This window comes from Streptomyces sp. NPDC030798 (assembly GCF_055572275.1).
Genome location: NZ_JBVIDR010000009.1, coordinates 280,678 through 301,500, shown reverse-complemented (window position 1 = coordinate 301,500; position 20,823 = coordinate 280,678). Strand labels below are relative to the sequence as shown.

22 protein-coding genes are annotated in these 20,823 nt (G+C 72.3%); 10 read left to right on the top strand and 12 right to left on the bottom strand.

All coding sequences use genetic code 11. The features are described from left to right. Positions 1 to 50: 50 nt before the first annotated feature. Positions 51 to 335: a hypothetical protein gene (locus tag ACZ404_RS22410; RefSeq protein ID WP_468442498.1), complete on the bottom strand. Its 285-nt coding sequence runs from the start codon at positions 333 to 335 to the stop codon at positions 51 to 53. Positions 336 to 509: 174 nt separating this feature from the next. Here ACZ404_RS22410 and ACZ404_RS22405 point away from each other — a divergent pair, with 174 nt between their 5' ends. Further along, positions 510 to 1,112, top strand: a complete 603-nt coding sequence (locus tag ACZ404_RS22405) for a uridine kinase family protein (RefSeq protein WP_468442655.1) — start codon at positions 510 to 512, stop codon at positions 1,110 to 1,112. 207 nt (positions 1,113 to 1,319) lie between these two features. Here ACZ404_RS22405 and ACZ404_RS22400 read toward each other — a convergent pair whose 3' ends face one another. Then, positions 1,320 to 2,093 carry a SigE family RNA polymerase sigma factor gene (locus ACZ404_RS22400; RefSeq protein ID WP_468442496.1) on the bottom strand — a complete coding sequence of 258 codons (774 nt, stop codon included), beginning with the start codon at positions 2,091 to 2,093 and terminating at the stop codon, positions 1,320 to 1,322. 252 nt (positions 2,094 to 2,345) lie between these two features. On the opposite strand from ACZ404_RS22400, the gene afsQ1 reads away from it, so the two are divergent. The 5 genes from afsQ1 to ACZ404_RS22375 all read left to right on the top strand — a co-directional run bounded on the left by afsQ1 (position 2,346) and on the right by ACZ404_RS22375 (position 6,857). Continuing rightward, on the top strand, positions 2,346 to 3,023 hold the full coding sequence (afsQ1, locus tag ACZ404_RS22395) for a two-component system response regulator AfsQ1 (RefSeq protein ID WP_031024517.1): 678 nt from the start codon (positions 2,346 to 2,348) through the stop codon (positions 3,021 to 3,023). Next, the gene (locus ACZ404_RS22390) at positions 3,020 to 4,681 is read left to right on the top strand and encodes an ATP-binding protein (RefSeq protein WP_468442493.1); all 1,662 of its coding nucleotides are present in this window, start codon (positions 3,020 to 3,022) and stop codon (positions 4,679 to 4,681) included. Before afsQ1 ends, ACZ404_RS22390 begins: the two co-directional genes overlap by 4 nt. Continuing rightward, a complete protein-coding gene (locus ACZ404_RS22385; RefSeq protein ID WP_468442491.1) occupies positions 4,678 to 5,286 on the top strand; it encodes a hypothetical protein in 609 nt (202 codons plus the stop codon). Before ACZ404_RS22390 ends, ACZ404_RS22385 begins: the two co-directional genes overlap by 4 nt. A gap of 699 nt (positions 5,287 to 5,985) precedes the next feature. Continuing rightward, the gene (locus ACZ404_RS22380) at positions 5,986 to 6,546 is read left to right on the top strand and encodes a VanZ family protein (protein WP_468442489.1); all 561 of its coding nucleotides are present in this window, start codon (positions 5,986 to 5,988) and stop codon (positions 6,544 to 6,546) included. Between the two features lie 110 nt (positions 6,547 to 6,656). Beyond that, the gene (locus tag ACZ404_RS22375) at positions 6,657 to 6,857 is read left to right on the top strand and encodes a PspC domain-containing protein (RefSeq protein WP_468442487.1); all 201 of its coding nucleotides are present in this window, start codon (positions 6,657 to 6,659) and stop codon (positions 6,855 to 6,857) included. Positions 6,858 to 6,937: 80 nt separating this feature from the next. On the opposite strand, the gene ACZ404_RS22370 is transcribed toward ACZ404_RS22375, so the two are convergent. Then, entirely contained in the window at positions 6,938 to 7,288 is a 351-nt protein-coding gene (locus ACZ404_RS22370) for an ATP-binding protein (protein ID WP_468442485.1), read from the bottom strand. Positions 7,289 to 7,435: 147 nt separating this feature from the next. Continuing rightward, the gene (locus ACZ404_RS22365; protein ID WP_468442483.1) at positions 7,436 to 8,599 is read right to left on the bottom strand and encodes an adenosine deaminase; all 1,164 of its coding nucleotides are present in this window, start codon (positions 8,597 to 8,599) and stop codon (positions 7,436 to 7,438) included. Positions 8,600 to 8,740: 141 nt separating this feature from the next. Between ACZ404_RS22365 and ACZ404_RS22360 the strand changes: the two genes are divergently transcribed. Next, positions 8,741 to 9,499: a dienelactone hydrolase family protein gene (locus ACZ404_RS22360; RefSeq protein WP_468442481.1), complete on the top strand. Its 759-nt coding sequence runs from the start codon at positions 8,741 to 8,743 to the stop codon at positions 9,497 to 9,499. Between the two features lie 43 nt (positions 9,500 to 9,542). On the opposite strand, the gene ACZ404_RS22355 is transcribed toward ACZ404_RS22360, so the two are convergent. Beyond that, positions 9,543 to 10,505 (bottom strand): LysR family transcriptional regulator, encoded by a 963-nt coding sequence (locus ACZ404_RS22355; RefSeq protein WP_468442479.1) that lies wholly within the window; start codon positions 10,503 to 10,505, stop codon positions 9,543 to 9,545. A 63-nt stretch (positions 10,506 to 10,568) separates the two neighbouring features. On the opposite strand from ACZ404_RS22355, the gene ACZ404_RS22350 reads away from it, so the two are divergent. Both ACZ404_RS22350 and ACZ404_RS22345 read left to right on the top strand, forming a co-directional pair. Continuing rightward, positions 10,569 to 11,858 carry an MFS transporter gene (locus ACZ404_RS22350; protein ID WP_468442477.1) on the top strand — a complete coding sequence of 430 codons (1,290 nt, stop codon included), beginning with the start codon at positions 10,569 to 10,571 and terminating at the stop codon, positions 11,856 to 11,858. 184 nt (positions 11,859 to 12,042) lie between these two features. Continuing rightward, positions 12,043 to 13,056, top strand: coding sequence for a sigma-70 family RNA polymerase sigma factor (locus tag ACZ404_RS22345; RefSeq protein ID WP_468442475.1), 1,014 nt, complete (start codon positions 12,043 to 12,045; stop codon positions 13,054 to 13,056). Here the strand turns inward: ACZ404_RS22345 and ACZ404_RS22340 are convergent. Then, on the bottom strand, positions 12,940 to 13,329 hold the full coding sequence (locus ACZ404_RS22340) for an STAS domain-containing protein (protein ID WP_468442473.1): 390 nt from the start codon (positions 13,327 to 13,329) through the stop codon (positions 12,940 to 12,942). The genes ACZ404_RS22345 and ACZ404_RS22340 overlap by 117 nt on opposite strands. A gap of 101 nt (positions 13,330 to 13,430) precedes the next feature. Between ACZ404_RS22340 and ACZ404_RS22335 the strand changes: the two genes are divergently transcribed. Beyond that, entirely contained in the window at positions 13,431 to 14,351 is a 921-nt protein-coding gene (locus ACZ404_RS22335; protein WP_468442471.1) for an AEC family transporter, read from the top strand. 3 nt (positions 14,352 to 14,354) lie between these two features. On the opposite strand, the gene ACZ404_RS22330 is transcribed toward ACZ404_RS22335, so the two are convergent. The 6 genes from ACZ404_RS22330 to ACZ404_RS22305 all read right to left on the bottom strand — a co-directional run bounded on the left by ACZ404_RS22330 (position 14,355) and on the right by ACZ404_RS22305 (position 20,734). Continuing rightward, positions 14,355 to 14,939, bottom strand: a complete 585-nt coding sequence (locus tag ACZ404_RS22330) for a Uma2 family endonuclease (protein ID WP_468442469.1) — start codon at positions 14,937 to 14,939, stop codon at positions 14,355 to 14,357. A 95-nt stretch (positions 14,940 to 15,034) separates the two neighbouring features. Next, complete coding sequence (locus ACZ404_RS22325) at positions 15,035 to 16,312, bottom strand: thymidine phosphorylase (protein WP_468442653.1); 1,278 nt, start codon at positions 16,310 to 16,312, stop codon at positions 15,035 to 15,037. 84 nt (positions 16,313 to 16,396) lie between these two features. After that, positions 16,397 to 16,801 carry a cytidine deaminase gene (locus ACZ404_RS22320; protein WP_468442467.1) on the bottom strand — a complete coding sequence of 135 codons (405 nt, stop codon included), beginning with the start codon at positions 16,799 to 16,801 and terminating at the stop codon, positions 16,397 to 16,399. Further along, positions 16,798 to 18,084, bottom strand: coding sequence for an ABC transporter permease (locus ACZ404_RS22315; protein WP_468442465.1), 1,287 nt, complete (start codon positions 18,082 to 18,084; stop codon positions 16,798 to 16,800). Before ACZ404_RS22315 ends, ACZ404_RS22320 begins: the two co-directional genes overlap by 4 nt. Then, the gene (locus ACZ404_RS22310) at positions 18,084 to 19,211 is read right to left on the bottom strand and encodes an ABC transporter permease (RefSeq protein WP_468442463.1); all 1,128 of its coding nucleotides are present in this window, start codon (positions 19,209 to 19,211) and stop codon (positions 18,084 to 18,086) included. The genes ACZ404_RS22315 and ACZ404_RS22310 overlap by 1 nt, the downstream gene beginning before the upstream one ends. Then, entirely contained in the window at positions 19,208 to 20,734 is a 1,527-nt protein-coding gene (locus ACZ404_RS22305; RefSeq protein WP_468442651.1) for an ABC transporter ATP-binding protein, read from the bottom strand. The genes ACZ404_RS22310 and ACZ404_RS22305 overlap by 4 nt, the downstream gene beginning before the upstream one ends. Between the last annotated feature and the right edge of the window lie 89 nt (positions 20,735 to 20,823).

Genomic DNA, 20,823 nt, shown 5'->3' with positions numbered 1-20,823 from the left:
CCGCGCCGTCCCTCCGTCCGGGGGCGGCGCGGCTCTCCCGGTCGCGCCCCTCAGGCCGCCGCGCCGCCACCGCCGCCCAGCAGGGCCCCGAGCTGCTCCAGCGTCGGGACGGCGCCGAGGGAGCCCGTCTGGGTGAGCGGACCGGTCAGGCCGGAGAGCGGGACGTCGTTGTCGACCGGGAGGGCGACGGGGCTGGTCCTGATGGACCGCAGGTCCACGGCGGCGTTGTCGGCGGACGCCGTCGCCGCGCCCACGGCCAGCGCCACCGAGGCGGTGGCGAGGGCGAGCACGGTGAGCTGTGCGGTGCGGTGGGCGGAGGGCAGGGGTCGTGCCATGGCGGGAGCCACCTTCGGTCGAACGGGCGCTGTCACGTTGAGTGAGACTTATAACACGAAGGGTAATTGACGTGTGATCCGTGCTCAAAAGCCGACCCACGGGGTCGGCAGGTGGCGCGCCATACGTCAAACTGGTGTTCCGTGAGCATTCATCCCCCGCCCCCCGCCCGCGTCGTGCTGCTCTGCGGCCCCTCGGGCTCGGGCAAGTCCCTCGTCGCCGCCCGTTCCGGGCTTCCCGTGCTGCGCCTCGACGACTTCTACAAGGAGGGCGACGACCCGACGCTGCCGCTGGTGGACGGGAGTTCGGACATCGACTGGGACCATCCGCTGTCGTGGGACGCGGACGTCGCCGTCGAGGCCATCACCCGCCTGTGCAGGACCGGGGCGACACCCGTACCGGTGTACGACATCGCGCGGAGCGCCCGGACCGGCGAGGAGACGCTGCACATCGGGCGCACCCCGCTGTTCATCGCGGAGGGCATCTTCGCCGCCGAGATCGTGGAGCGCTGCCGCGAACGGGGTGTGCTCGCCGACGCGCTGTGCCTGACCCGGGGTCCGGTCACCACCTTCCGGCGCCGCTTTCTGCGCGACCTGAAGGAGGGCCGCAAGTCGGTGCCGTTCCTGCTGCGCCGCGGCTGGCGGCTGATGCGCGCCGAGCGGTCCATCGTCACCCGCCAGGTGTCCCTGGGCGCGCATCCCTGCGACCGCGACGAGGCACTGGGGCGGCTGGCGGCAGCGGCAGCGGGACGGCAGGGGCACCGCCAGACGGTGGCGTGACGCTCGTACCCGGCATGCCCCGCACGGCAGCCTCGGCGTGCGAGAGCACGGACACACAGAAGCGGGACTGGATGGGCCCCCCAGCCCACCAGTCCCGCTCTGCCGTGCTCCCCCGTGTTCCCCCGTGTCCCCCCGTTGGGATTCCACCCCCCAGTGGTCCCCCGTTTCCCCGTGCTCCCGGGGCCACCCCCCAGTGACCCCCGACCTTCAGGCGACCAGTTCGCCGAAGGCGTTCTCCTCGTCACGGCCGAAGCTGAGGACCTCGTCCTCGCGCAGCCGGCGGAGCGACCGCCAGATGCTGGACTTCACCGTGCCGACACTGATGCCGAGGATCTCCGCGATCTCCGGGTCCGTGCGGCCCTCGTAGTAGCGCAGGACCAGCATGGTGCGCTGGAGTTCGGGCAGCCGCGCCAGCGCCTGCCACAGGACCGCGCGCAGCTCGGTGCCGCGCATCGCGTCCGTCTCGCCGGGCGTCTCCGGCAGTTCCTCGGTCGGGTACTCGTTGAGCTTGCGGCGCCGCCAGGCGCTGATGTGCAGGTTCGTCATGGTGCGGCGCAGGTAGCCGCCGACCGCAGCCTTGTCGCTGATCCGCTCCCACGCCCGGTACGTCGAGAACAGCGCGCTCTGCAGCAGGTCCTCGGCCTCGTAGCGGTCGCCGGTCAGGTGGTAGGCGGTGGCGTACAGGGAGGCGCGGCGCTCCTGGACGTAGGCGGTGAACTCCGCCTCGGTCAGCGAACGGCGCTCCCCCGAGTCCTCCCTGTACGCGGATCCCCCGTGCGATTCCCCCGTGTACGCGTCAACCACCGTCATGTACCCGGTGTGCTGACGCCCGGCGCCGCGAGCGCACCCCCGGCCTCCCCCACGCTCGAATGCGCTCGTGCGGGAGGTACCCCCATCAGCACCGGACTTCTCCGAACCCCGGTGCACGTCGTGCAGACGCGTGACCACTGCGCTGGTGCTGATGCTGTGCAGCGTGTTCATCTCGCGCTCCCCGTCGTGGACTTCCGGTGTTCGCCTTGCTCGGTGTCTTGCTCGGCGTTGCTTCCTTGCCTGTGCCGAGTAGCTTGCCGAGCGACCTTCATGGCCGTGTCAGCCGACTGTCACAGACCTGTCACAGGGGTCCGGCCCAGTCCCGTCACAGAGCGCGCACAGGTGGTGGCGGTAGGGAGGACCGGACGCGGGCGTGGTGCCGACAGGTCGTACGAGACCCCGTCCATGGGCCAGAATGTGCCCGTGCCTTCCCTGTTGCTGATCGAGGACGACGACGCCATCCGCACGGCCCTGGAGCTCTCCCTGACGCGCCAGGGTCACCGGGTGGCCACCGCTGCCAGCGGTGAGGACGGTCTGAAGCTGCTGCGCGAGCAGCGGCCGGATCTGATCGTGCTGGACGTGATGCTGCCCGGCATCGACGGGTTCGAGGTGTGCCGGCGCATCCGGCGCACGGACCAGTTGCCGATCATCCTGCTGACCGCCCGCAGCGATGACATCGACGTGGTCGTCGGGCTGGAGTCCGGCGCCGACGACTACGTCGTCAAGCCGGTGCAGGGGCGGGTGCTGGACGCCCGGATCCGGGCCGTGCTGCGGCGCGGGGAGCGCGAGTCCAGCGACTCGGCGACCTTCGGCAGCCTCGTCATCGACCGGTCCGCGATGACCGTGACGAAGAACGGCGAGGATCTGCAGCTGACCCCGACCGAGCTGCGGCTGCTGCTGGAGCTGAGCCGGCGGCCCGGTCAGGCGCTGTCCCGCCAGCAGTTGCTGCGGCTGGTGTGGGAGCACGACTACCTGGGCGACTCGCGCCTGGTGGACGCGTGTGTGCAGCGGCTGCGCGCCAAGGTGGAGGACGTGCCCTCGTCCCCGACCCTGATCCGTACCGTCCGTGGTGTCGGCTACCGCCTGGACGCTCCTCAGTGACCGAGACGCAAGGGGGGCTGCGCGGCTGGGCCGCGGGGCGCAAGGGAAGTCTGTCACGGCTCAGGTTCACCAGCCTCAGGCTGCGCCTGGTCGTCGTCTTCGGTCTGGTCGCGCTCACCGCGGCGGTGTCGGCGTCGGGCATCGCCTACTGGCTGAACCGGGAGGCGGTGCTCACCCGCGCGCAGGACGCGGTGCTGCGCGACTTCAAGCAGGAGATGCAGACCCGGACGGGCGCCCTGCCGCCGCACCCGACGCAGGACGAACTGCAGCACGCGGCGGGTCAGATGGCGGCGAGCAGCCAGCGCTTCAGCGTGCTGCTGGTCGGCCAGGACCCGAACGGCAAGACGGTGTACGGCACGTCCGGCGGACTGAACGGGTTCTCGCTGCAGGACGTGCCCGCGTCGCTGCGCGCCGCCGTGAACAAGCGGCAGAAGGTGGGCGACGGCAACTCCTCGGAGTACCACCTGTACTGGCAGCGGGTCGACGAGCACGGCACCCCGTACCTGGTGGCCGGCACCCGGCTGGCCGGCGGCGGGCCGACGGGCTACATGGCCAAGTCGCTGGAGCCGGAGGCCAAGGACCTCAACTCGCTGGCCTGGTCGCTGGGCATCGCGACGGGTTTGGCGCTGATCGGCTCGGCGCTGCTCGCGCAGGCCGCCGCCACGACCGTACTGAAGCCGGTGCACCGGCTCGGGGTGGCCGCCCGGCGGCTCGGCGAGGGCCGCCTCGACACCCGGCTCAGGGTGTCGGGCACCGACGAACTCGCCGACCTGTCACGGACGTTCAACAACGCGGCCGAGGCGCTGGAGAAACGGGTCGCCGACATGGCCGCCCGGGACGAGGCCTCGCGCCGCTTCGTGGCCGACATGAGCCATGAGCTGCGGACGCCGCTGACCGCCATCACCGCCGTCACGGAGGTGCTGGAGGAGGAGCTGGACTCCGAGAGCGGCGGCATCGACCCGATGATCGAGCCGGCCGTACGGCTGGTGGTCAGCGAGACCCGGCGCCTGAACGACCTGGTCGAGAACCTGATGGAGGTCACCCGCTTCGACGCGGGCACCGCCCGGCTCGTCCTGGACGACGTCGACATCGCCGACCAGATCACCGCCTGCATCGACGCCCGCGCCTGGCTGGACGCCGTCGAGCTGGACGCCGAGCGCGGCATCCACGCCCGGCTGGACCCGCGGCGCCTGGACGTCATCCTCGCCAACCTGATCGGCAACGCCCTCAAGCACGGCGGGTCGCCGGTCCGGGTGTCGGTGCGGATCGCCTCCGGCGACGGGGGCGACGACCTCGTCATCGCCGTGCGCGACCACGGGCCCGGCATCCCCGAGGACGTCCTGCCGCACGTCTTCGACCGCTTCTACAAGGCGAGCGCCTCCCGCCCGCGCTCCGAGGGCAGCGGGCTGGGCCTGTCCATCGCGCTGGAGAACGCCCACATCCACGGCGGCGAGATCACCGCGGCCAACTCCCCCGACGGCGGCGCGGTGTTCACGCTGCGACTGCCTCGGGACGCGGCCCGGCTGACGGACGGGGACGGCGAGGACGGCAAGGCCGGCAGGCCCACGGACTCCGACTCCGGCACCGGCGGCGACCCCGCGGCGAACTGGCACCCGGACGCGGCCCCGGATCCGGCTGCGGGGAGGGAGGAAACATGACCGCGGCGACGGTACGGCACCTGCTGGCGGCCTCCCTCCTCGCCGCGCTGCTCACCGGGTGCGGGATCCGCACCACCGAGGTGCCGACGGACTTCGGCGCGGCGCCCTCCCGGGTGCCGTGCTCGCTGCCCGGACCCGACGTGTCGACGCAGACCGCGCACGGGGTGCCCGTCCAGGTCTTCCTGCTGTGCGGCTCGTCCCTGGTGACCGTCGACCGGACGGTGCGGGTGCCGGCCGGCACCCCGGACGCGCGGCGCCGGGTCATCGTCGCGCAGGGCCTGCTGGACGAACTCGCGGCGTCCCCGTCGGCCGCCGAACGGGCGGCGCGCTACACGACGTACGTGCCGGGCGGCCTCAGCGTGTCCGGACCCCGCCCCAAGGACCCGGAGGACGCGCTGCGGCTGAACGCCGCCCCCTCCCGGCTCACCCACTACGCCCTGGCCCAGCTGGTGTGCACCCTCTCCGACTCGACGGCCACCGAGGGCGACGGCTCGGTCGTCCTGGGCGGGCGCACGGGCCCCCTGCGCCGCTACGAGTGCACCGACGACGTCCGCAACCACCCGGGCAACACCACACCACCGTCCACCGAGGCAAGCACGGGCTGAGAGGCCTCCGCTGCACGGCTGAGGGGCGGTGAACGGTCGGGTCGTCGCCGACCGGCTCGCCACCCGTCAGAGGGTCGGGGCCGACGTCCCTGAGGCCGCGCCGACCTGCTCCGTCAGGCCCGCATCGAGCCACCGCCGGAGCGCGAGCCGAGCAGCCGTTCACGATACGAGCCGGCCGCCACCGCCCAGTCGGCCGAGCCGGTACCGGGCCCCGGAACGGCCGTCCCAGGGCCCCGGCCGAGCCGTCACCGCCCTGCACGCGAGCCGCCGTCGCACCAGCGGGACGGCCCGCCGCCGGATCCCCGGACCAACCACCGCAGGACCCCGGCCGAGCCGTCACCGCCCTACACGCGAGCCGCCGTCGCACCAGCGGGACGGACCGCCGCCGGATCCCCGGACCAGCCACCGCAGGACCCCGGCCGAGCCGTCACCGGGCGTCAGGTCATCCACCACCAAGCCCGAGCGCCCCCCAACCGACCCCCCAATGAGCCACCACCGGGGCCCGCACCAGCCCGCCGACCCCCCGCGGGGCCGCTGCTCGGTGCCACGCGAGCCTCTGCGCAGCCGCCGTCCGGGCCGTGGCGGTCGTCGGGTGGCGTCGGCCGAGCCGGTCGCCGGGGTGTGGTGTGGGCGATGCCTCAGGGGGCTCTGCGTGGCCGATGCGGAACCGATCGTGCACACGGGTGCGTCTAGGGGGGCGTGCAGCGTCAAGGCTCCATCGGCGGCAGCGCCGCGATCCGCATCCGGGTGACAGGGGGTGTCCTCCTCGTCGCCCACCTCGCGCTCGTCGCCTGGCTGATGCTGCGGCCCCTGGACGTCCCCTGGGTGATGCCCGCCAACCTGCGCCCGCTGGCCGGTATCCGGGCCGACCTGGCGCTGGGCCCGGCCGAGGCGGCCAGACGCATCGGTGAGGGGCTGGCGCTGCTCGCGCCGCTGGGCGTGCTGCTGCCGATGACGCACGGCCGGCTCACCGTCTCCCCGCTGGCCTCCCTGATCCGTACGGCGGCCACGGCCGCCCTGCTCTCCCTCGGCATCGCCCTGCTGCAGACCGGCGTGCCCGGCAGGGTCGTCGACGTCGACTCGCTGCTGCTGAACACCGTCGGCGTGGCCCTGGCGCACCTGGCCGTGGTGCCGGCGGGCCGGGCCTGGCTGCGCCGCCGGGAGCAGCACGGACCGCGTCCGGCCGGGCGGACCGGCGTACCGGAGGAGATCCCCCAGGGGCGGACCCCGACGATTCCCAGGGTCGGTATCGCCCCTTAGAGTGACGCTTCGTCCCGTTCGTCTCCGTACCGTGGAGACCAGTTGAGGCCGCCACCCGGGCGGCCCGGCAGACGGCTCGGGAGCGAGCCGACGACCACGGAGGAGCCGACATGACCGCCCTTGCCCGCCCCACCCACGGCCGCATGATCGGCGGAGTGTGCGCCGCACTGGCACGGCGCTTCGGCACGTCCGCGACGACGATGCGGGTGATCTTCCTGCTGTCGTGCCTGCTGCCCGGCCCCCAGTTCCTGCTCTACATAGCGCTGTGGATCCTGCTGCCGTCCGAGGACAGGGCCCGCACGGCCTGGTGACCGGCCCGCACCGGAAAACGCCGCTGGGGCGCTCCCGGTCGGCTCCGGGGCGTCCCAGCGGCGTGACTCGAGGACCGGCCTCAGCCCAGCGGGATCCCGCCCAGGCTGGTGGACACCGGCAGGCCGCCGATCCGGTTCTTGACCGGCCCGGCCGGGTTGTCGGCCAGCGCCCGGCCGACGGCCGTCTGCCCGGTGGCGACGCCGGAGGCGAGGGCGCCCTGCCCCCGGGCGATGCCCTCACCGGCCCGCGCCGGCAGCGCGCCGGAGACGTTCTCGGCCGGCAGCGTCCTGGTGACGGAGTCCAGGGCCGGGCCCGCCGGGGCGGCGGTCGGGCCGGTGGCCGGGGCCGCGGCGGCCGCGCCCGCGCCGACGGCGGCGAAGGCGGCACCGAGGGCGGCGACGGAGAGGGTCCTTGCAGCAGAGTGCTTCATGGAACGCGTCCTTGAAATGCGGAGACGGAGAGCAAAAGACGATGAACGTTTCTGGACCGTAAACAGCCCGGCTCCCCCGCCGCAAACACCGAAATGCGGACGGGTTGTGAACGCCCGTCCACATTCCCCGGAGGACGGCGCCCGCCCCTACCCCTCCGTCGCCACAGAACCGCTGGTGGGGACGGCCTGCCGGAACAGCCATTCGGATTTCAGCAGGGCATATCCGGGCTTGACCACGTCATTGATCATCGCAAGCCGTTCATCGAAAGGAATGAACGCGGATTTCATGGAATTGACGGTGAACCACTGCAGATCGTCGAGGGTGTAGCCGAACGCCTCGACGAGGTGCTCGAATTCCTGGCTCATGCTCGTGTGCGACATCAGCCGGTTGTCGGTGTTCACGGTGGCCCGGAAGTGCAGCCGGCGCAGCAGCCCGATGGGGTGCTCGGCATAGGAGGGCGCGGCCCCGGTCTGCAGGTTGGAGCTGGGGCACAGCTCCAGCGGGATCCGCTTGTCCCGGACGTACGACGCGAGCCGCCCGAGCCGTACGGAGCCGTCCTCGCGGACCTCGATGTCGTCGATGATCCGCACCCCGTGCCCGAGCCGGTCCGCTCCGCACCACTGCAGTGCCTGCCAGATGGACGGCAGCCCGAAGGCCTCCCCGGCGTGGATGGTGAAGTGGTTGTTCTCCCGCTTCAGGTACTCGAAGGCGTCCAGGTGCCGGGTGGGCGGATGGCCGGCCTCGGCGCCGGCGATGTCGAAGCCGACGACGCCCAGGTCGCGGTAGCGGTTGGCGAGTTCGGCGATCTCCAGGGAGCGGGCCGCGTGCCGCATCGCGGTCAGCAGCGCGCCGACCCGGATGCGGTGCCCGTTCTCGCGGGCGAGCCGCTCTCCCCGGCGGAAGCCCTCGTTGACCGCTTCGACGACCTCCTCCAGGCTCAGCCCGCCCTCCAGGTGCTGCTCGGGGGCGTAGCGCACCTCGGCGTAGACGACGCCGTCCTCGGCGAGGTCCTCGGCGCACTCGCGGGCGACCCGGACGAGGGCCTCCCGGGTCTGCATCACGCCGACGGTGTGCCGGAAGGTCTCCAGATACCGTTCCAGCGAGCCGGAGTCGGCGGCCTCCTGGAACCAGATGCCCAGCTTGTCGGGGTCGCTCTCCGGAAGGTGGGAGTAGCCGGACTCCTGGGCGAGTTCGACGACGGTTCCGGGGCGGAGCCCGCCGTCGAGATGATCGTGCAGCAGAACCTTGGGCGCCCGCCGGATCTGGTCCGGCGTGGGAACGGTCCCGATCGGTGCAGTCTGGCTCGTCATTGCCGCACTCTACCGCCTACGCGCGTAGAGCACCTGGAGAAACCCGCGAAACCCGCAGGCCGGCCTTTACGGTTCCGCCGATATGTAACGGTGACCGCCCGGACGGGTTTCGTACACGGTCGCTTCTGACACTGTTCTGCCATGGGACAGCAAGCGACGCCGGTCCGAACGGCCCGGCTGGGTAAGGGAGTCGGTCCGGAGCCGACGGCGGTGAGCGGGGCGGTGCTGCTGCTGCCCGGCGGGCAGGAGGTGTCCGCCCGCCGGCCGTCGCCGCTCCTGGCGGCGGCCTTCGTCCGTTCCCTGGGCCGCCGGTTCGCCCGCGCGGGCCGCGCGGAGGGCCTGGCCGTCCACACCGTCCACTACCGCTATCGCGGCTGGAACGGCAGCCAGGCGCACCTCGCGGGCGACGCCGAGTGGGCCGCCGACGAGGTCGTACGACGGTACGGGGACGTGCCCGTGTGCCTGGTGGGCGTGGACATGGGCGGGCGGGCCGCGCTGCGGGCCGGCGGGCACGAGGCCGTGAACTCCGTGGTCGCCCTTGCCCCGTGGCTCCCGGAGGAGGACGTGGCCGCGCCCGCCGAACCGGTGAAGCAGCTCGTCGGCCGCCGGGTCCTGATCGTCCACGGCACCAACGACGAACGCACCGACCCCGAGCTGTCCTTCCGCCTCGCCTCCCGCGCCAAGAAGGCCAACCGCGACGTGTGCCGGTTCGAGGTCCACTCCGACGGCCACGCCCTGCACCAGCACCGCGACGAGGTCCTCTCCCTCGCCGTCGACTTCACGATGGGCGCCCTCTTCGGCCACCACCTCTCCCGCCCGGTGGAGGACGCCCTGGCCGCGCCGCCCCCGATCGGCCTGCGGATGCCGCTGGCGGCGGGGTTCGGCAAGTCGAGACGGTAGGGCCGGCCGACCCGCGAGCCCGGCATGATCCGCCCGAGAGGCCCTAGGCCGGCAGCAGATTCCCCCTCCTCGACAGGAGGAACTTCTTGAAGGCCGCCACCGGTGGGGTGTCCGGGCGGTCCGCCAGCCAGGCGACACCGATTTCGCGGGCCGCTCGGGGCGCCGTGACCGTCAGTTCGACCACGCCCGGCCGGGGGACGGTCGGCGGCGGAAGGAGCGCGACGCCCAGGCCGGCCGCGACCAGGCCGCGCAGCGTCTCCGCCTCCTCGCCCTCGAAGGCCACGCGGGGCTTGAATCCGGCCTCGCGGCACAGGGCGTCGGTGATGCGGCGCAGGCCGTAGCCGGGCTCGAGGGTGACGAACGTTTCGTCGGCGGCCTCGGCGAGGCGGATGCGGCGGCGGGCGGCCAGGCGGTGGTCGGCGGGGACGACCAGGCGGAGTTTCTGTTCGTCCAGGCGGCGCGCCACCAGGTCGGGGGCGTCCGGCACCGGGGAGGTCAGGCACAGGTCCAGTTCGCCGGCGCGCAGCCGCTCCAGCATGGCCTCGCCGTAGTTCTGGACGAGGCTGAAGCGGATGCGCGGGTGGTCGGCGCGGAAGGCGTGCAGCAGGCCGGGGACCGTCTCGGCGCCCATGGTGTGCAGGAAGCCGAAGGCGACCTTGCCGGTGGCCGGGTCGGCGTCCGCGCGGACCTCCTCGGCGGCGCGCTCGATCTCGGCCAGGGCACGCTCGACGGAGGCGAGGAAGGTGCGCCCGGCGGTGGTGAGGGAGACCGTGCGGCCGTGCCGGGCGAACAGGTCGACGCCCAGGTCCTGCTCCAGGCGGGCCATCGCGCGGGACAGGGTCGACTGGGGGACGTTCATCTCCAGGGCGGCCCGGGTGACGTGCTCGGTGCGGGCCACGCCGGCGAAGTGGGCGAGACGCGGGGCGAGCAGCCGCGACATCTCCATCATGTCTTCTGTGTCACTGGACGGTGACAGGCGAGGCTGTGAGCTGTGCTGATGCGCCATGGGAACGATTATGGCCGTTCCGTGCATTGGACGGATGAGAGAGGTGATCCTTACGGTCGTGGCATGTCTCCCGCCAGTACCGGGGCGTCCGCCACCGTGGACGCCGTCCCGCACTCCCCCGTCCCCGCCGCCGACCCCGACACCCGTATGACTCCGGGTGGCCCCGGCTACCGCCGGATGAGCCTCGCCCTCTTCCTCGCCGGAGTCGCGACCTTCGCGCTGCTGTACTCCACGCAGGCCCTGCTGCCGCTGATCTCCGGCGAGTTCGGGGTGGCGGCGAGCGAGGCGAGCTGGACCGTGGCGGCCGCGACCGGTGGGCTGGCCCTGTTCGTGCTGCCCATGAGCGCCCTGTCGGAGCGCTTCGGCCGCCGTACCGTGATGACGGGTTCGCTGGCGGTCGCGGTGACCGTCGGGGTGCTGGTGCCGTTCGCGCCGTCCCTCGGCACGCTGGTGGTGCTGCGGGCGGTGCAGGGCGCGGCGCTGGCCGGGCTGCCGGCCTCGGCGCAGGCGTATCTGGCCGAGGAGGTGCGGCCGAAGGCACTGGTGACGGCGATCGGCCTGTTCGTCGCGGGGAACAGCGTCGGCGGCATGAGCGGCCGGGTGATCACCGGCTGGGTGGCACAGGAGTGGGGCTGGCGCGTCTCGGTGGGCGTGATCGGCGTGATCGCGGTCGTGTGCGCGGTGGCGTTCCGGCTGCTGCTGCCGGCTCCGCGGCACTTCGCTCCGGGCTCGCTGCGCCCCCGCGTGCTGCTCGGCACGGTCCGCGGTCATCTCTCCGACCCGCTGCTGCGCCGCCTGTACGCGATCGGCGCGCTGTTCATGACGGTGTTCGGCGGCGTGTACACGGTGATCGGCTACCGCCTGACCGAGGCGCCGTTCGGGCTGCCGCAGGGCATCATCGGCTCGGTCTTCCTGGTCTACCTGGTGGGCACGGTGTCCGCGTCGACGGCGGGCCGCCTGGTGGGCCGGCTCGGCCGCCGGGGCGCGCTGTACCTGGCGGGCGGTACCACGGCGGCGGGCCTGCTGCTCTCCCTGGCGCCCTCGCTCCCGCTGGTCCTGCTGGGGCTGGTGCTGATCACGGCGGGCTTCTTCGCGGGGCACGCGGTCGCTTCCTCTGCGGTCAGCAAGACGGCCACCCGGGGCCGCGCCCAGGCCTCCGCGCTCTACCAGTCCGCGTACTACGTCGGCTCCAGCGTCGGCAGCACGATCGGCGCGACGGCCTTTCACGCGAGCGGCTGGGCGGGCACGGTCGGCGTCGGCATCCTCGCCGTCCTCGGCGTCGTCGCGATCACCGTCCTCGGGACCCGCGCGGCCCGGACGGCGGCCCGCAGGACGCCGGTGGCGGCACACTGAGGCTCCGGCCGAGACCCGCACCCCCTGCTCGCCGGGCGGGGGGTGTCGTGACTGCGCCTCGCGCGGCGGCTCGCCCGAACTGCGGTTTCGTTCGCTCGGGGGGCCGTTGTCAGTGGGCTGCGGTAGCTTCCGAAGTGCTGGGCGCGAAGGCGCGGACAGGACGGCCACAGGGGTGGGTGGACCAATGGACAACGGCACGGCGACGGCGGACCTCGACGTCGCGCTGGAGAAGCACCGGACCGAGCTGACCGGGTACTGCTACCGGATGCTGGGCTCGTCCTTCGAGGCCGAGGACGCGGTGCAGGACACCCTGGTGCGGGCCTGGCGGAGCTACGACAAGTTCGAGGGCCGGTCCTCGCTGCGCTCGTGGCTGTACCGGATCGCGACGAACGTGTGCCTGGACATGCTGTCGGCCGGCAACAAGCGGGCCCGCCCGATGGACCTCAGCGAGTCGACCCCGCTCGCGCAGGCGGCCCTCGCACCCCGCCCGGACAACACCTGGCTGGAGCCGATGCCGGACGCGCGGGTGCTGCCGGCGCTGGGTGACCCGGCGGAGGCGGCCGTCGCCAAGGAGTCGGTCCGGCTGGCCTTCATGGCGGCCCTGCAGCAGCTGCCGCCCAAGCAGCGGGCGGTGCTGATCCTGCGCGAGGTGCTGGCCTGGAAGGCGAGCGAGGTCGCCGAGCTGCTGGGGACGACGGTGGCGTCGGTCAACAGCGCGCTGCAGCGGGCGCGGGCGACGCTCGCCGAGCGCGGGGACAGCGGGCCCGCGGGGGACGTCTCCGACCCGCTGGACGAGGAGCAGCAGAAGCTGCTGGAGCGCTACGTCAAGGCCTTCGAGGGCTACGACATGACGGCACTGACGGCGCTGCTGCACGAGGACGCGGTCATGACGATGCCGCCGTTCGACCTGTGGCTGCGGGGCACGGCGGACATCACCGGCTTCATGACCACCCTCGGCGCCGCCTGCGCCGGCTCCCGTCTGCGGCCGGTCCGGGCGAACGGTCTGCCGGGCTTCGCGCACTACAAGCCGGACCCGGATGCGGGCGGGTTCACCGCCTGGGCGGTGCAGGTGCTGGAGCTGTCAGAGGGCCGGATCACCGGTTTCCACTGCTTCCTCGACACCAAGCGGTGGTTCCCTCTGTTCGGGCTGCCGCTCCATCTGGAAGCGGAGGCCGACGAGGTCGAGCAGGGCGGGTAGCGCCGGGTCGGGGTCCCGCAGCCGGATCCGCCCGCCGGCCCGGCGCGCGGCCAGCTCCAGCCGCGCGAGCAGGTCGACGGTCCCGAGGCCCGGCGGTCCGAGCCCGCCCACGTCACAGACGACGACCCCGTTGGCGCCGCCCTCCTCCAGCAGCGCGCGCACGGTCTCGCACAGCCCCGGCACCTCGTCCCGGGTGACGGGGCCGGTCAGCACGAGCACGGCCGGTGTCCTGGCATCCACGTACGGTAGACCGGCGGACCGGACGGAACTCATCGGGCGGGGGCACCGAGGCGACTCCACGGCTGCCCCGACCCGACGGGCACCCAGGCAGGATCACATTGACCCGGCCGGGTGTCGCGCCCGAGGGTGGGGGCGTGCAGGGGGTGCTGAGCGGGTTTGCGGTGATCGCGGTCGTCATCGGGGTGGGGTATGTGCTCGGGCGGCGCGGGACGCTCGGCGAGCGGGGCGGTGAGGTGCTGACGAGGCTGGCCTTCACGGTGGCCGGCCCCGCGCTCCTCTTCACGACTCTGGCCAGGGCCGACCTGGCGCTGCTCTTCTCCAGCCGCCTCCTCGTGACCGCGCTGAGCACGGCGGCGGTCGCGGGCGTCTTCGTGGCGGTCGGTGCGGTACGGCGCTGGGGCGTGGGCCGGACCACGATCGGCGCCCTGTGCGCCGGTTACGTCAACTCGGGCAACCTCGGCATCCCGATCGCGGCGTACGTCCTGGGCGACGCGTCCCTGGTGGCACCGGTGCTGCTGTTCCAGGTCGTGCTGGTGACGCCGGTCGCGCTCACGGTCCTCGACCTGTCCGACATGGGTGAGAAGGGCACGGTGTGGCAGCGCCTGCTGACGCCGCTGCGCAACCCGATCGCCGTCGGCTCGCTGTCGGGTGTGGTGGTGTCGGCAGCAGGGTGGCGGATCCCCGGCCCGGTCCTGCAGCCCCTCACCCTGATCGGCAACATGTCCGTTCCGGCGGCCCTGCTCGTCTTCGGGATGTCCCTGCACGGCGCCGCCGCCCCCGGCCGGGGGCGGGACCGGCAGCCGGTGCTGCTGTCCGTGGCACTGAAGTCCGTGGGCCAGCCGCTGGTGGCCTGGACCCTGGCCCGGTCCGTCTTCGCCCTGCACGGCGCGCCGCTTCTGGACGTGGTGGTCACCTCCGCCCTCCCGGCGGCCCAGAACCTCTTCACCTACGCCGGACGCTACCGCGTGGCCGAGTCGCTGGCCCGTGAGTCGATCCTGCTGTCGACGGTGGTGTCCGTCCCGGTGCTGGTCGGGGTGGCGGCGGTACTGGGGTGACGGTCAGTCGTCGGGGAACTCGCCGGTGTCGATCGTCACGTCGAACGGCTCCGGCAGCCTGATGGGATCGCCGAACTTCACCGCGCTGAGGACCCGGTAGACCTCGCCCTTGGGCTCCCCGTACAGCGTGGCCGTGGGGCCTCCTGGCGCCCAGCGGTCGACGAGCAGGTAGAACGGAACACCCGCGGTGGCGTAGGCGGCGGGCTTGCCGACGCGGTCCTGGCGGGCGTTGGACTTGGAGGTCACCTCGACGACGAGTTCGGCGAGGGCGGCGGGAATGTGGGAGTCCGCCTCGGGGCGCTCCTGCCTGGGAGCCACCACCAGGTCCGGGATGAGCATGCCCAGACGCGATGGCACGGCGATGGCCAGCGTCTGGAAGATCCCCCAGTTGTCGGGGATCACTGAGTAGAGGCGACGCTGGATGCCTTCAGCAATCAGGTTGTGGCGGTATGCGGGAGCAGGTGACACGGTGATGATCCCCTCGATGATCTCCACCTTGCTGCCCTCGGGCCATTCCATCTCCTCCCAGTACCGGACGAGGTCGTCCCAGTTCTGGTCGGCGTCCTGGCTCACGGTGAGTGCGCTCATGGCGGTCTCCTATCGGTGCGTCACCGATCCCAGCATGCCGAACGGGACCGGTGGAGGTCCACCGGTCCCGTTCACCCGAACGAGGAATCCCCAGGTCAGGCGATACGTTCCAGCACCACGGGGGTGGCGGTGAAGGACGTGCCGGGGGCCGCGACGTCGTAGGAACCCTGCACCGCCTCCAGGGCGTAGGCGAAGCGCTCCGGGGTGTCCGTGTGGAGGGTCAGCAGGGGCTGGCCCTCGGTCACCGTGTCGCCCGGCTTGGCGTGCAGTTCGACGCCCGCCGCCGCCTGCACCGGGTCCTCCTTGCGGGCGCGGCCGGCGCCGAGGCGCCAGGCGGCGATGCCGATGTCGTAGGCGTCGAGGCGGGTGAGGACGCCGGACGAGGGTGCCTTGACGACGTGCTGTTCGCGGGACGTGGGCAGCGGGGCGTCCGGGTCGCCGCCCTGGGCCGCGATCATCCGGCGCCAGACGTCCATGGCGGAGCCGTCGGCCAGGGCCTTCGCCGGGTCGGCGTCCTTGACGCCCGCCGCGTCCAGCATCTCCCGTGCCAGGGCCAGCGTCAGTTCCACCACGTCCGCCGGGCCGCCGCCCGCCAGCACCTCGACCGACTCACGGACCTCGAGGGCGTTGCCGGCGGTCAGGCCGAGCGGGGTCGACATGTCCGTCAGCAGCGCGACCGTCTTCACGCCGTGGTCGGTGCCGAGTCCGACCATCGTGGAGGCCAGCTCACGGGCGTCCTCCAGCGTCTTCATGAAGGCGCCGGTGCCGACCTTGACGTCCAGGACCAGGGAGCCCGTGCCCTCCGCGATCTTCTTCGACATGATCGAGGAGGCGATCAGCGGGATCGCCTCGACCGTGCCGGTCACGTCGCGCAGCGCGTACAGCTTCTTGTCCGCCGGGGCCAGGCCGTCGCCCGCCGCGCAGATCACCGCGCCGGTGCCGTCGAGCACCGACAGCATCTCCTCGTTGGAGAGCAGCGCCCGCCAGCCGGGGATCGACTCCAGCTTGTCCAGGGTGCCGCCGGTGTGGCCGAGGCCCCGGCCCGAGAGCTGCGGCACGGCCGCGCCGCAGGCCGCCACCAGCGGGGCCAGGGGCAGCGTGATCTTGTCGCCGACGCCGCCCGTGGAGTGCTTGTCGGCGGTGGGGCGGGACAGGGACGAGAAGTCCATGCGCTCGCCGGAGGCGATCATCGCCGCGGTCCAGCGGGCGATCTCGCGCCGGTTCATGCCGTTGAGCAGGATCGCCATGGCGAGCGCGGACATCTGCTCGTCGGCGACCTCGCCGCGGGTGTAGGCGTCGATGACCCAGTCGATCTGCTCGTCGGTCAGTTCGCCGCGGTCCCGCTTGGTGCGGATGACGGAGATGGCGTCCATGGCCATGGCGATGGCTTCCTTCCGGGAGGTGCGAAGTGCACGGCCCCCCTGAGCGCGTCGGCGGTCAGGGGGGCCGTACCGGAGTTACTTGGTGAGATGGCCGGGGCCGAAGGCCTGCGGCAGCATCTCGGAGAGCGGCAGGACGCCCTCGGGAGTGTCCAGGAGCAGGTCGGGCCCGCCGAACTCCCACAGCAGCTGGCGGCAGCGGCCGCACGGCACGAGCAGGGCGCCCTCGCCGTCCACGCAGGTGAAGTGGGTGAGGCGACCGCCGCCGGTGCGCTGGAGCTGGGAGACGAGCCCGCACTCGGCGCACAGGCCGAGGCCGTAGGAGGCGTTCTCGACGTTGCAGCCGCTGACCGTGCGCCCGTCGTCGACCAGGGCGGCCACGCCGACCGGGTAGTTCGAGTAGGGGACGTAGGCGTGGGTCATGGCCTCCCGCGCCTCGGTGCGCAGGGCCTCCCAGTCGAACGCGGCGGTGTCCCGGCTCACTTGCCCTGGCCCTTCCGGTAGCGCATGCCGTCCGCCTTGGGCATCCGCAGGCGCTGCGCCGACAGGGACAGCACGAGCAGTGTGACGACGTAGGGGGTGGCGCCCACGAAGTCACTCGGGACCTCGTCGGTGAGCAGGTACCAGACCAGCACCAGAGCGGCCATGACGGCGCTGAGCACGCCCTGCCACAGGGCCTTGCGGTACAGCTTCCAGCCGGCCAGGACCACGAGCAGGACGACCAGCAGGAGCAGCAGGGCGTGGACGGTCACGCCGCCGTTGCGCAGCTGGAGCGCATCGGAGTAGCCGAACAGGCCCGCGCCCATGGCGAGGCCGCCGGGACGCCAGTTGCCGAAGATCATCGCCGCGAGGCCGATGTAACCGCGGCCGCCGGTCTGGCCCTCGAGGTAGGTGTGCGAGGTGACCAGCGCGAGGAAGGCGCCGCCGAGTCCGGCGAGGCCGCCGGAGACGGCCACGGCCGCGTACTTGTACGTGTAGACGTTGACGCCGAGGGACTCCGCGGCGGTCGGGTTCTCGCCGCAGGAGCGCAGCCGCAGGCCGAACGGGGTGCGCCACAGGATCCACCAGCTGGCGGCGAACAGCACCGCGACGAGGATGGTGATCACGGACAGGTTGGTGACCAGGCCGCCGAGGATGCCGGCGATGTCGGAGATCAGGAACCAGTGGTGCTTCTCGAGCGAGGCGAGGCCGTCGGACAGGCCGGGCACGGTGACGTCGGGCAGCGAGTCCACGGGCGGGGACTGCTTGGGGTTGCCGCCCGCGTCGGCCGCCTTGCCGCCGGCGAAGAACAGCTTGGCCAGGTACTGGGTGATGCCGAGCGCGAGCAGGTTGATCGCGACACCGGAGACGATGTGGTCGACACCGAAGGTGACGGTCGCGACGGCGTGCACGAGGCCGCCGAGCACACCGAAGCCGATGCCGCACAGCAGGCCGAGCCAGGGGCTGGACTGCCAGCCGATCCAGCCGGCGCCGAAGGTGCCGAGGATCATCATGCCCTCGAGGCCGATGTTGACCACGCCGGAGCGCTCGGACCACAGGCCCGCGAGGCCGGCGAGGCCGATCGGCACGGCGAGGCCGAGGGCGGCGCTGACCTGGCCGGCGGAGTCGAGCTGGTTGGAGCCGGTGATCACGCGGACCGCGGCGACGAGCAGCAGGGCGCCTGCGACGATCATGAGGATCTGGCCGGTCGAGCGCCCCTGGCGCTTGGCCGCGGTGGCCGCCTTGGGCGCCGCGGGCGGCGGCGCGTCGGTCATCGTGGCAGTCATCACGCCACCTCCTGCTTCTTCGTCGGGGCGGCGGCCTGGGCGGCGAGCTCGGCGCCGACCCGCTGCTGCTGGCGCTTGAGGCCGTAGCGGCGCACGACCTCGTAGGCGATCACGACGCACAGGACGATGACGCCCTGGATCACGCCGAGGATCTCCTTGTCGTAGCCCTGGAACTCCAGGTGGTTGGTGGTGCGCTCCAGGAAGCCCCACAGGAGGGCGCCGAGCGCTATGCCGATCGGGTGGTTGCGGCCGAGCAGCGCGATGGCGATGCCGGTGAAGCCGATGCCGACCGGGAAGTCGTTGCTGAACGCGTGGCTGTCGTTGAGCAGGGTCGGCATGCCGATGAGACCGGCCACCGCACCCGAGATGATCATGCTGGTGGCGACCATCTTCTTCACCGACACACCGCTCGCGGAGGCGGCGCTCTCGGACTGGCCGACAGTGCGCAGGTCGAAGCCGAACCGGGTGCGGCCGAGCACGAACCAGTACGCGACACCGACGATCACGGCGAGGAAGATGAAGCCCCACAGCTCACCGGCCGGACCGGTGTTGATGGAGAAGAAGTACGAGGACGACGGCAGCGGCTTGGTGGAGACCACGGTGCCGCCCTGTTCGAGCTGGGCCAGCTTCCCGGGCTGCAGCAGGTAGGCGATGATCGCGGTGGCGATGGAGTTCAGCATGATGGTCGAGATGACCTCGCTGACGCCCCGCGTGACCTTGAGGATGCCGGCGATGGCCGCCCACAGGGCACCGGTCGCCATGGCGCAGACGATGATCAGCGGGATGGCGATCCAGCCGGGCACGGTCAGTGCCCCGCCGAGGACGGCGGCGATGAACGCGGCGAGCCGGTACTGGCCGTCGACGCCGATGTTGAACAGGTTCATCCGGAAGCCGATGGCCACCGAGACACCCGCGAGGTAGTACGTCGTCGCCTTGTTGAGGATGTAGACCTGGCTGTCGCTGGCGAAGCCGTAGGTCACCATGTCGGAGAAGGCGCCGCCGGGGTTCTTGCCGGTCGCGAGGATCACCAGGGTGGTGACGACGAGGGCGGCGACGATCGCGAGCAGCGGTGCCGCGATCCCGAGGAGCAGCCGCTCCTTGTCGATGCGTGAGGTCAGCTTGTTCATCGCGCGTCGTCCTCTGCGTGCTCCAGGTGGCCGGTGGCCGCACCCGTCATGGCGGAGCCCAGCTCTTCGGGGGTGATGGTGGCGGGGTCGGCGTCGGCGACCAGGCGGCCGCGGTACATCACCCGCAGGGTGTCGGAGAGGCCGATCAGCTCGTCCAGGTCGGCGGAGATCAGCAGCACGGCCAGGCCCTTGCGACGGGCCTCGCGGATGTGGTCCCAGATGGCCGCCTGGGCGCCGACGTCCACGCCTCGGGTGGGGTGGGCGGCGATGAGCAGCTTGGGGGCGTGGCTCATCTCGCGGCCGACGATCAGCTTCTGCTGGTTGCCGCCGGACAGCGAGGCCGCGGTGACCTCGATGCCGGGGGTGCGTACGTCGTAGGCGCGGACGATCCGCTCGGTGTCGGTGCGGGCGGCCTTGATGTCGAGCAGGCCGCCGCGGGAGTTGGGCTTCTCGGTGACGTGGCCGAGGATGCGGTTCTCCCACAGCGGGGCCTCGAGGAGCAGGCCGTGGCGGTGGCGGTCCTCGGGGATGTAGCCGATGCCCGACTCGCGGCGGTCGCGGGTGGGGATCCGGGAGATGTCGGTGCCGTCGAGGGTGACGACGCCGGCGTCCGGGTGGCGCATGCCCATGATCGCCTCGACCAGCTCGGACTGGCCGTTGCCCTCCACGCCGGCGATGCCGAGGACCTCGCCCTTGTGGATGGTGAAGCCGACCTCGTCCAGGATGATCCGCTCGATGCCGTCGAGGTCGGTCTGGGTGAGGTGCAGGCCGTCCACCGTGAGCATGGGGACGTCCGTGACGGTGGACTCCTCGGTCTCCGGGGTGGGCAGCTCGCTGCCGACCATCAGCTCGGCGAGCTGCTTGGGCGTGGTGCCGCCCGGCTCGACGGTACCGACCGTCGTGCCGCGGCGGATGACGGTGATCTCGTCGGCGACGGAGAGCACCTCGCCCAGCTTGTGGGAGATGAAGATGACGGTGAGGCCCTCGGCCTTGAGCTCGCGCAGGTTGGCGAAGAGCGCGTCGACCTCCTGGGGCACGAGCACGGCGGTCGGCTCGTCCAGGATGAGGGTCTTGGCGCCGCGGTAGAGGACCTTGAGGATCTCCACGCGCTGGCGGTCGGCGACGCCCAGCTCCTCCACGAGGACGTCGGGGCGGACGTTCAGCCCGTAGGCGTCGGAGATCTCCTTGATCTTCGCCCGCGCCTTGCCCCCGATGCCGTACAGCTTCTCCGCACCGAGGACGACGTTCTCCAGCACGGTGAGGTTGTCGGCGAGCATGAAGTGCTGGTGCACCATGCCGATGCCGCGGGCGATGGCGTCGCCGGGGTTGTGCAGGACGACCTGTTCGCCGCCGACCGTGATGGTGCCCTCGTCCGGCTGCTGCATGCCGTAGAGGATCTTCATCAGGGTGGACTTGCCGGCGCCGTTCTCGCCGCACAGGGCGTGGACGGTGCCCGTGCGGACCGTGATGTCGATGTCGCGGTTGGCGACGACGCCGGGGAAGCGCTTGGTGATGCCGCGCAGTTCGACGGCAGCGGGAGGGCTGGACGCGTTGATGGCGCACTCTCCTCGGGGAAAGGGGCTGCGTAGGGGAGGGCAGGCGTCGGCGACGC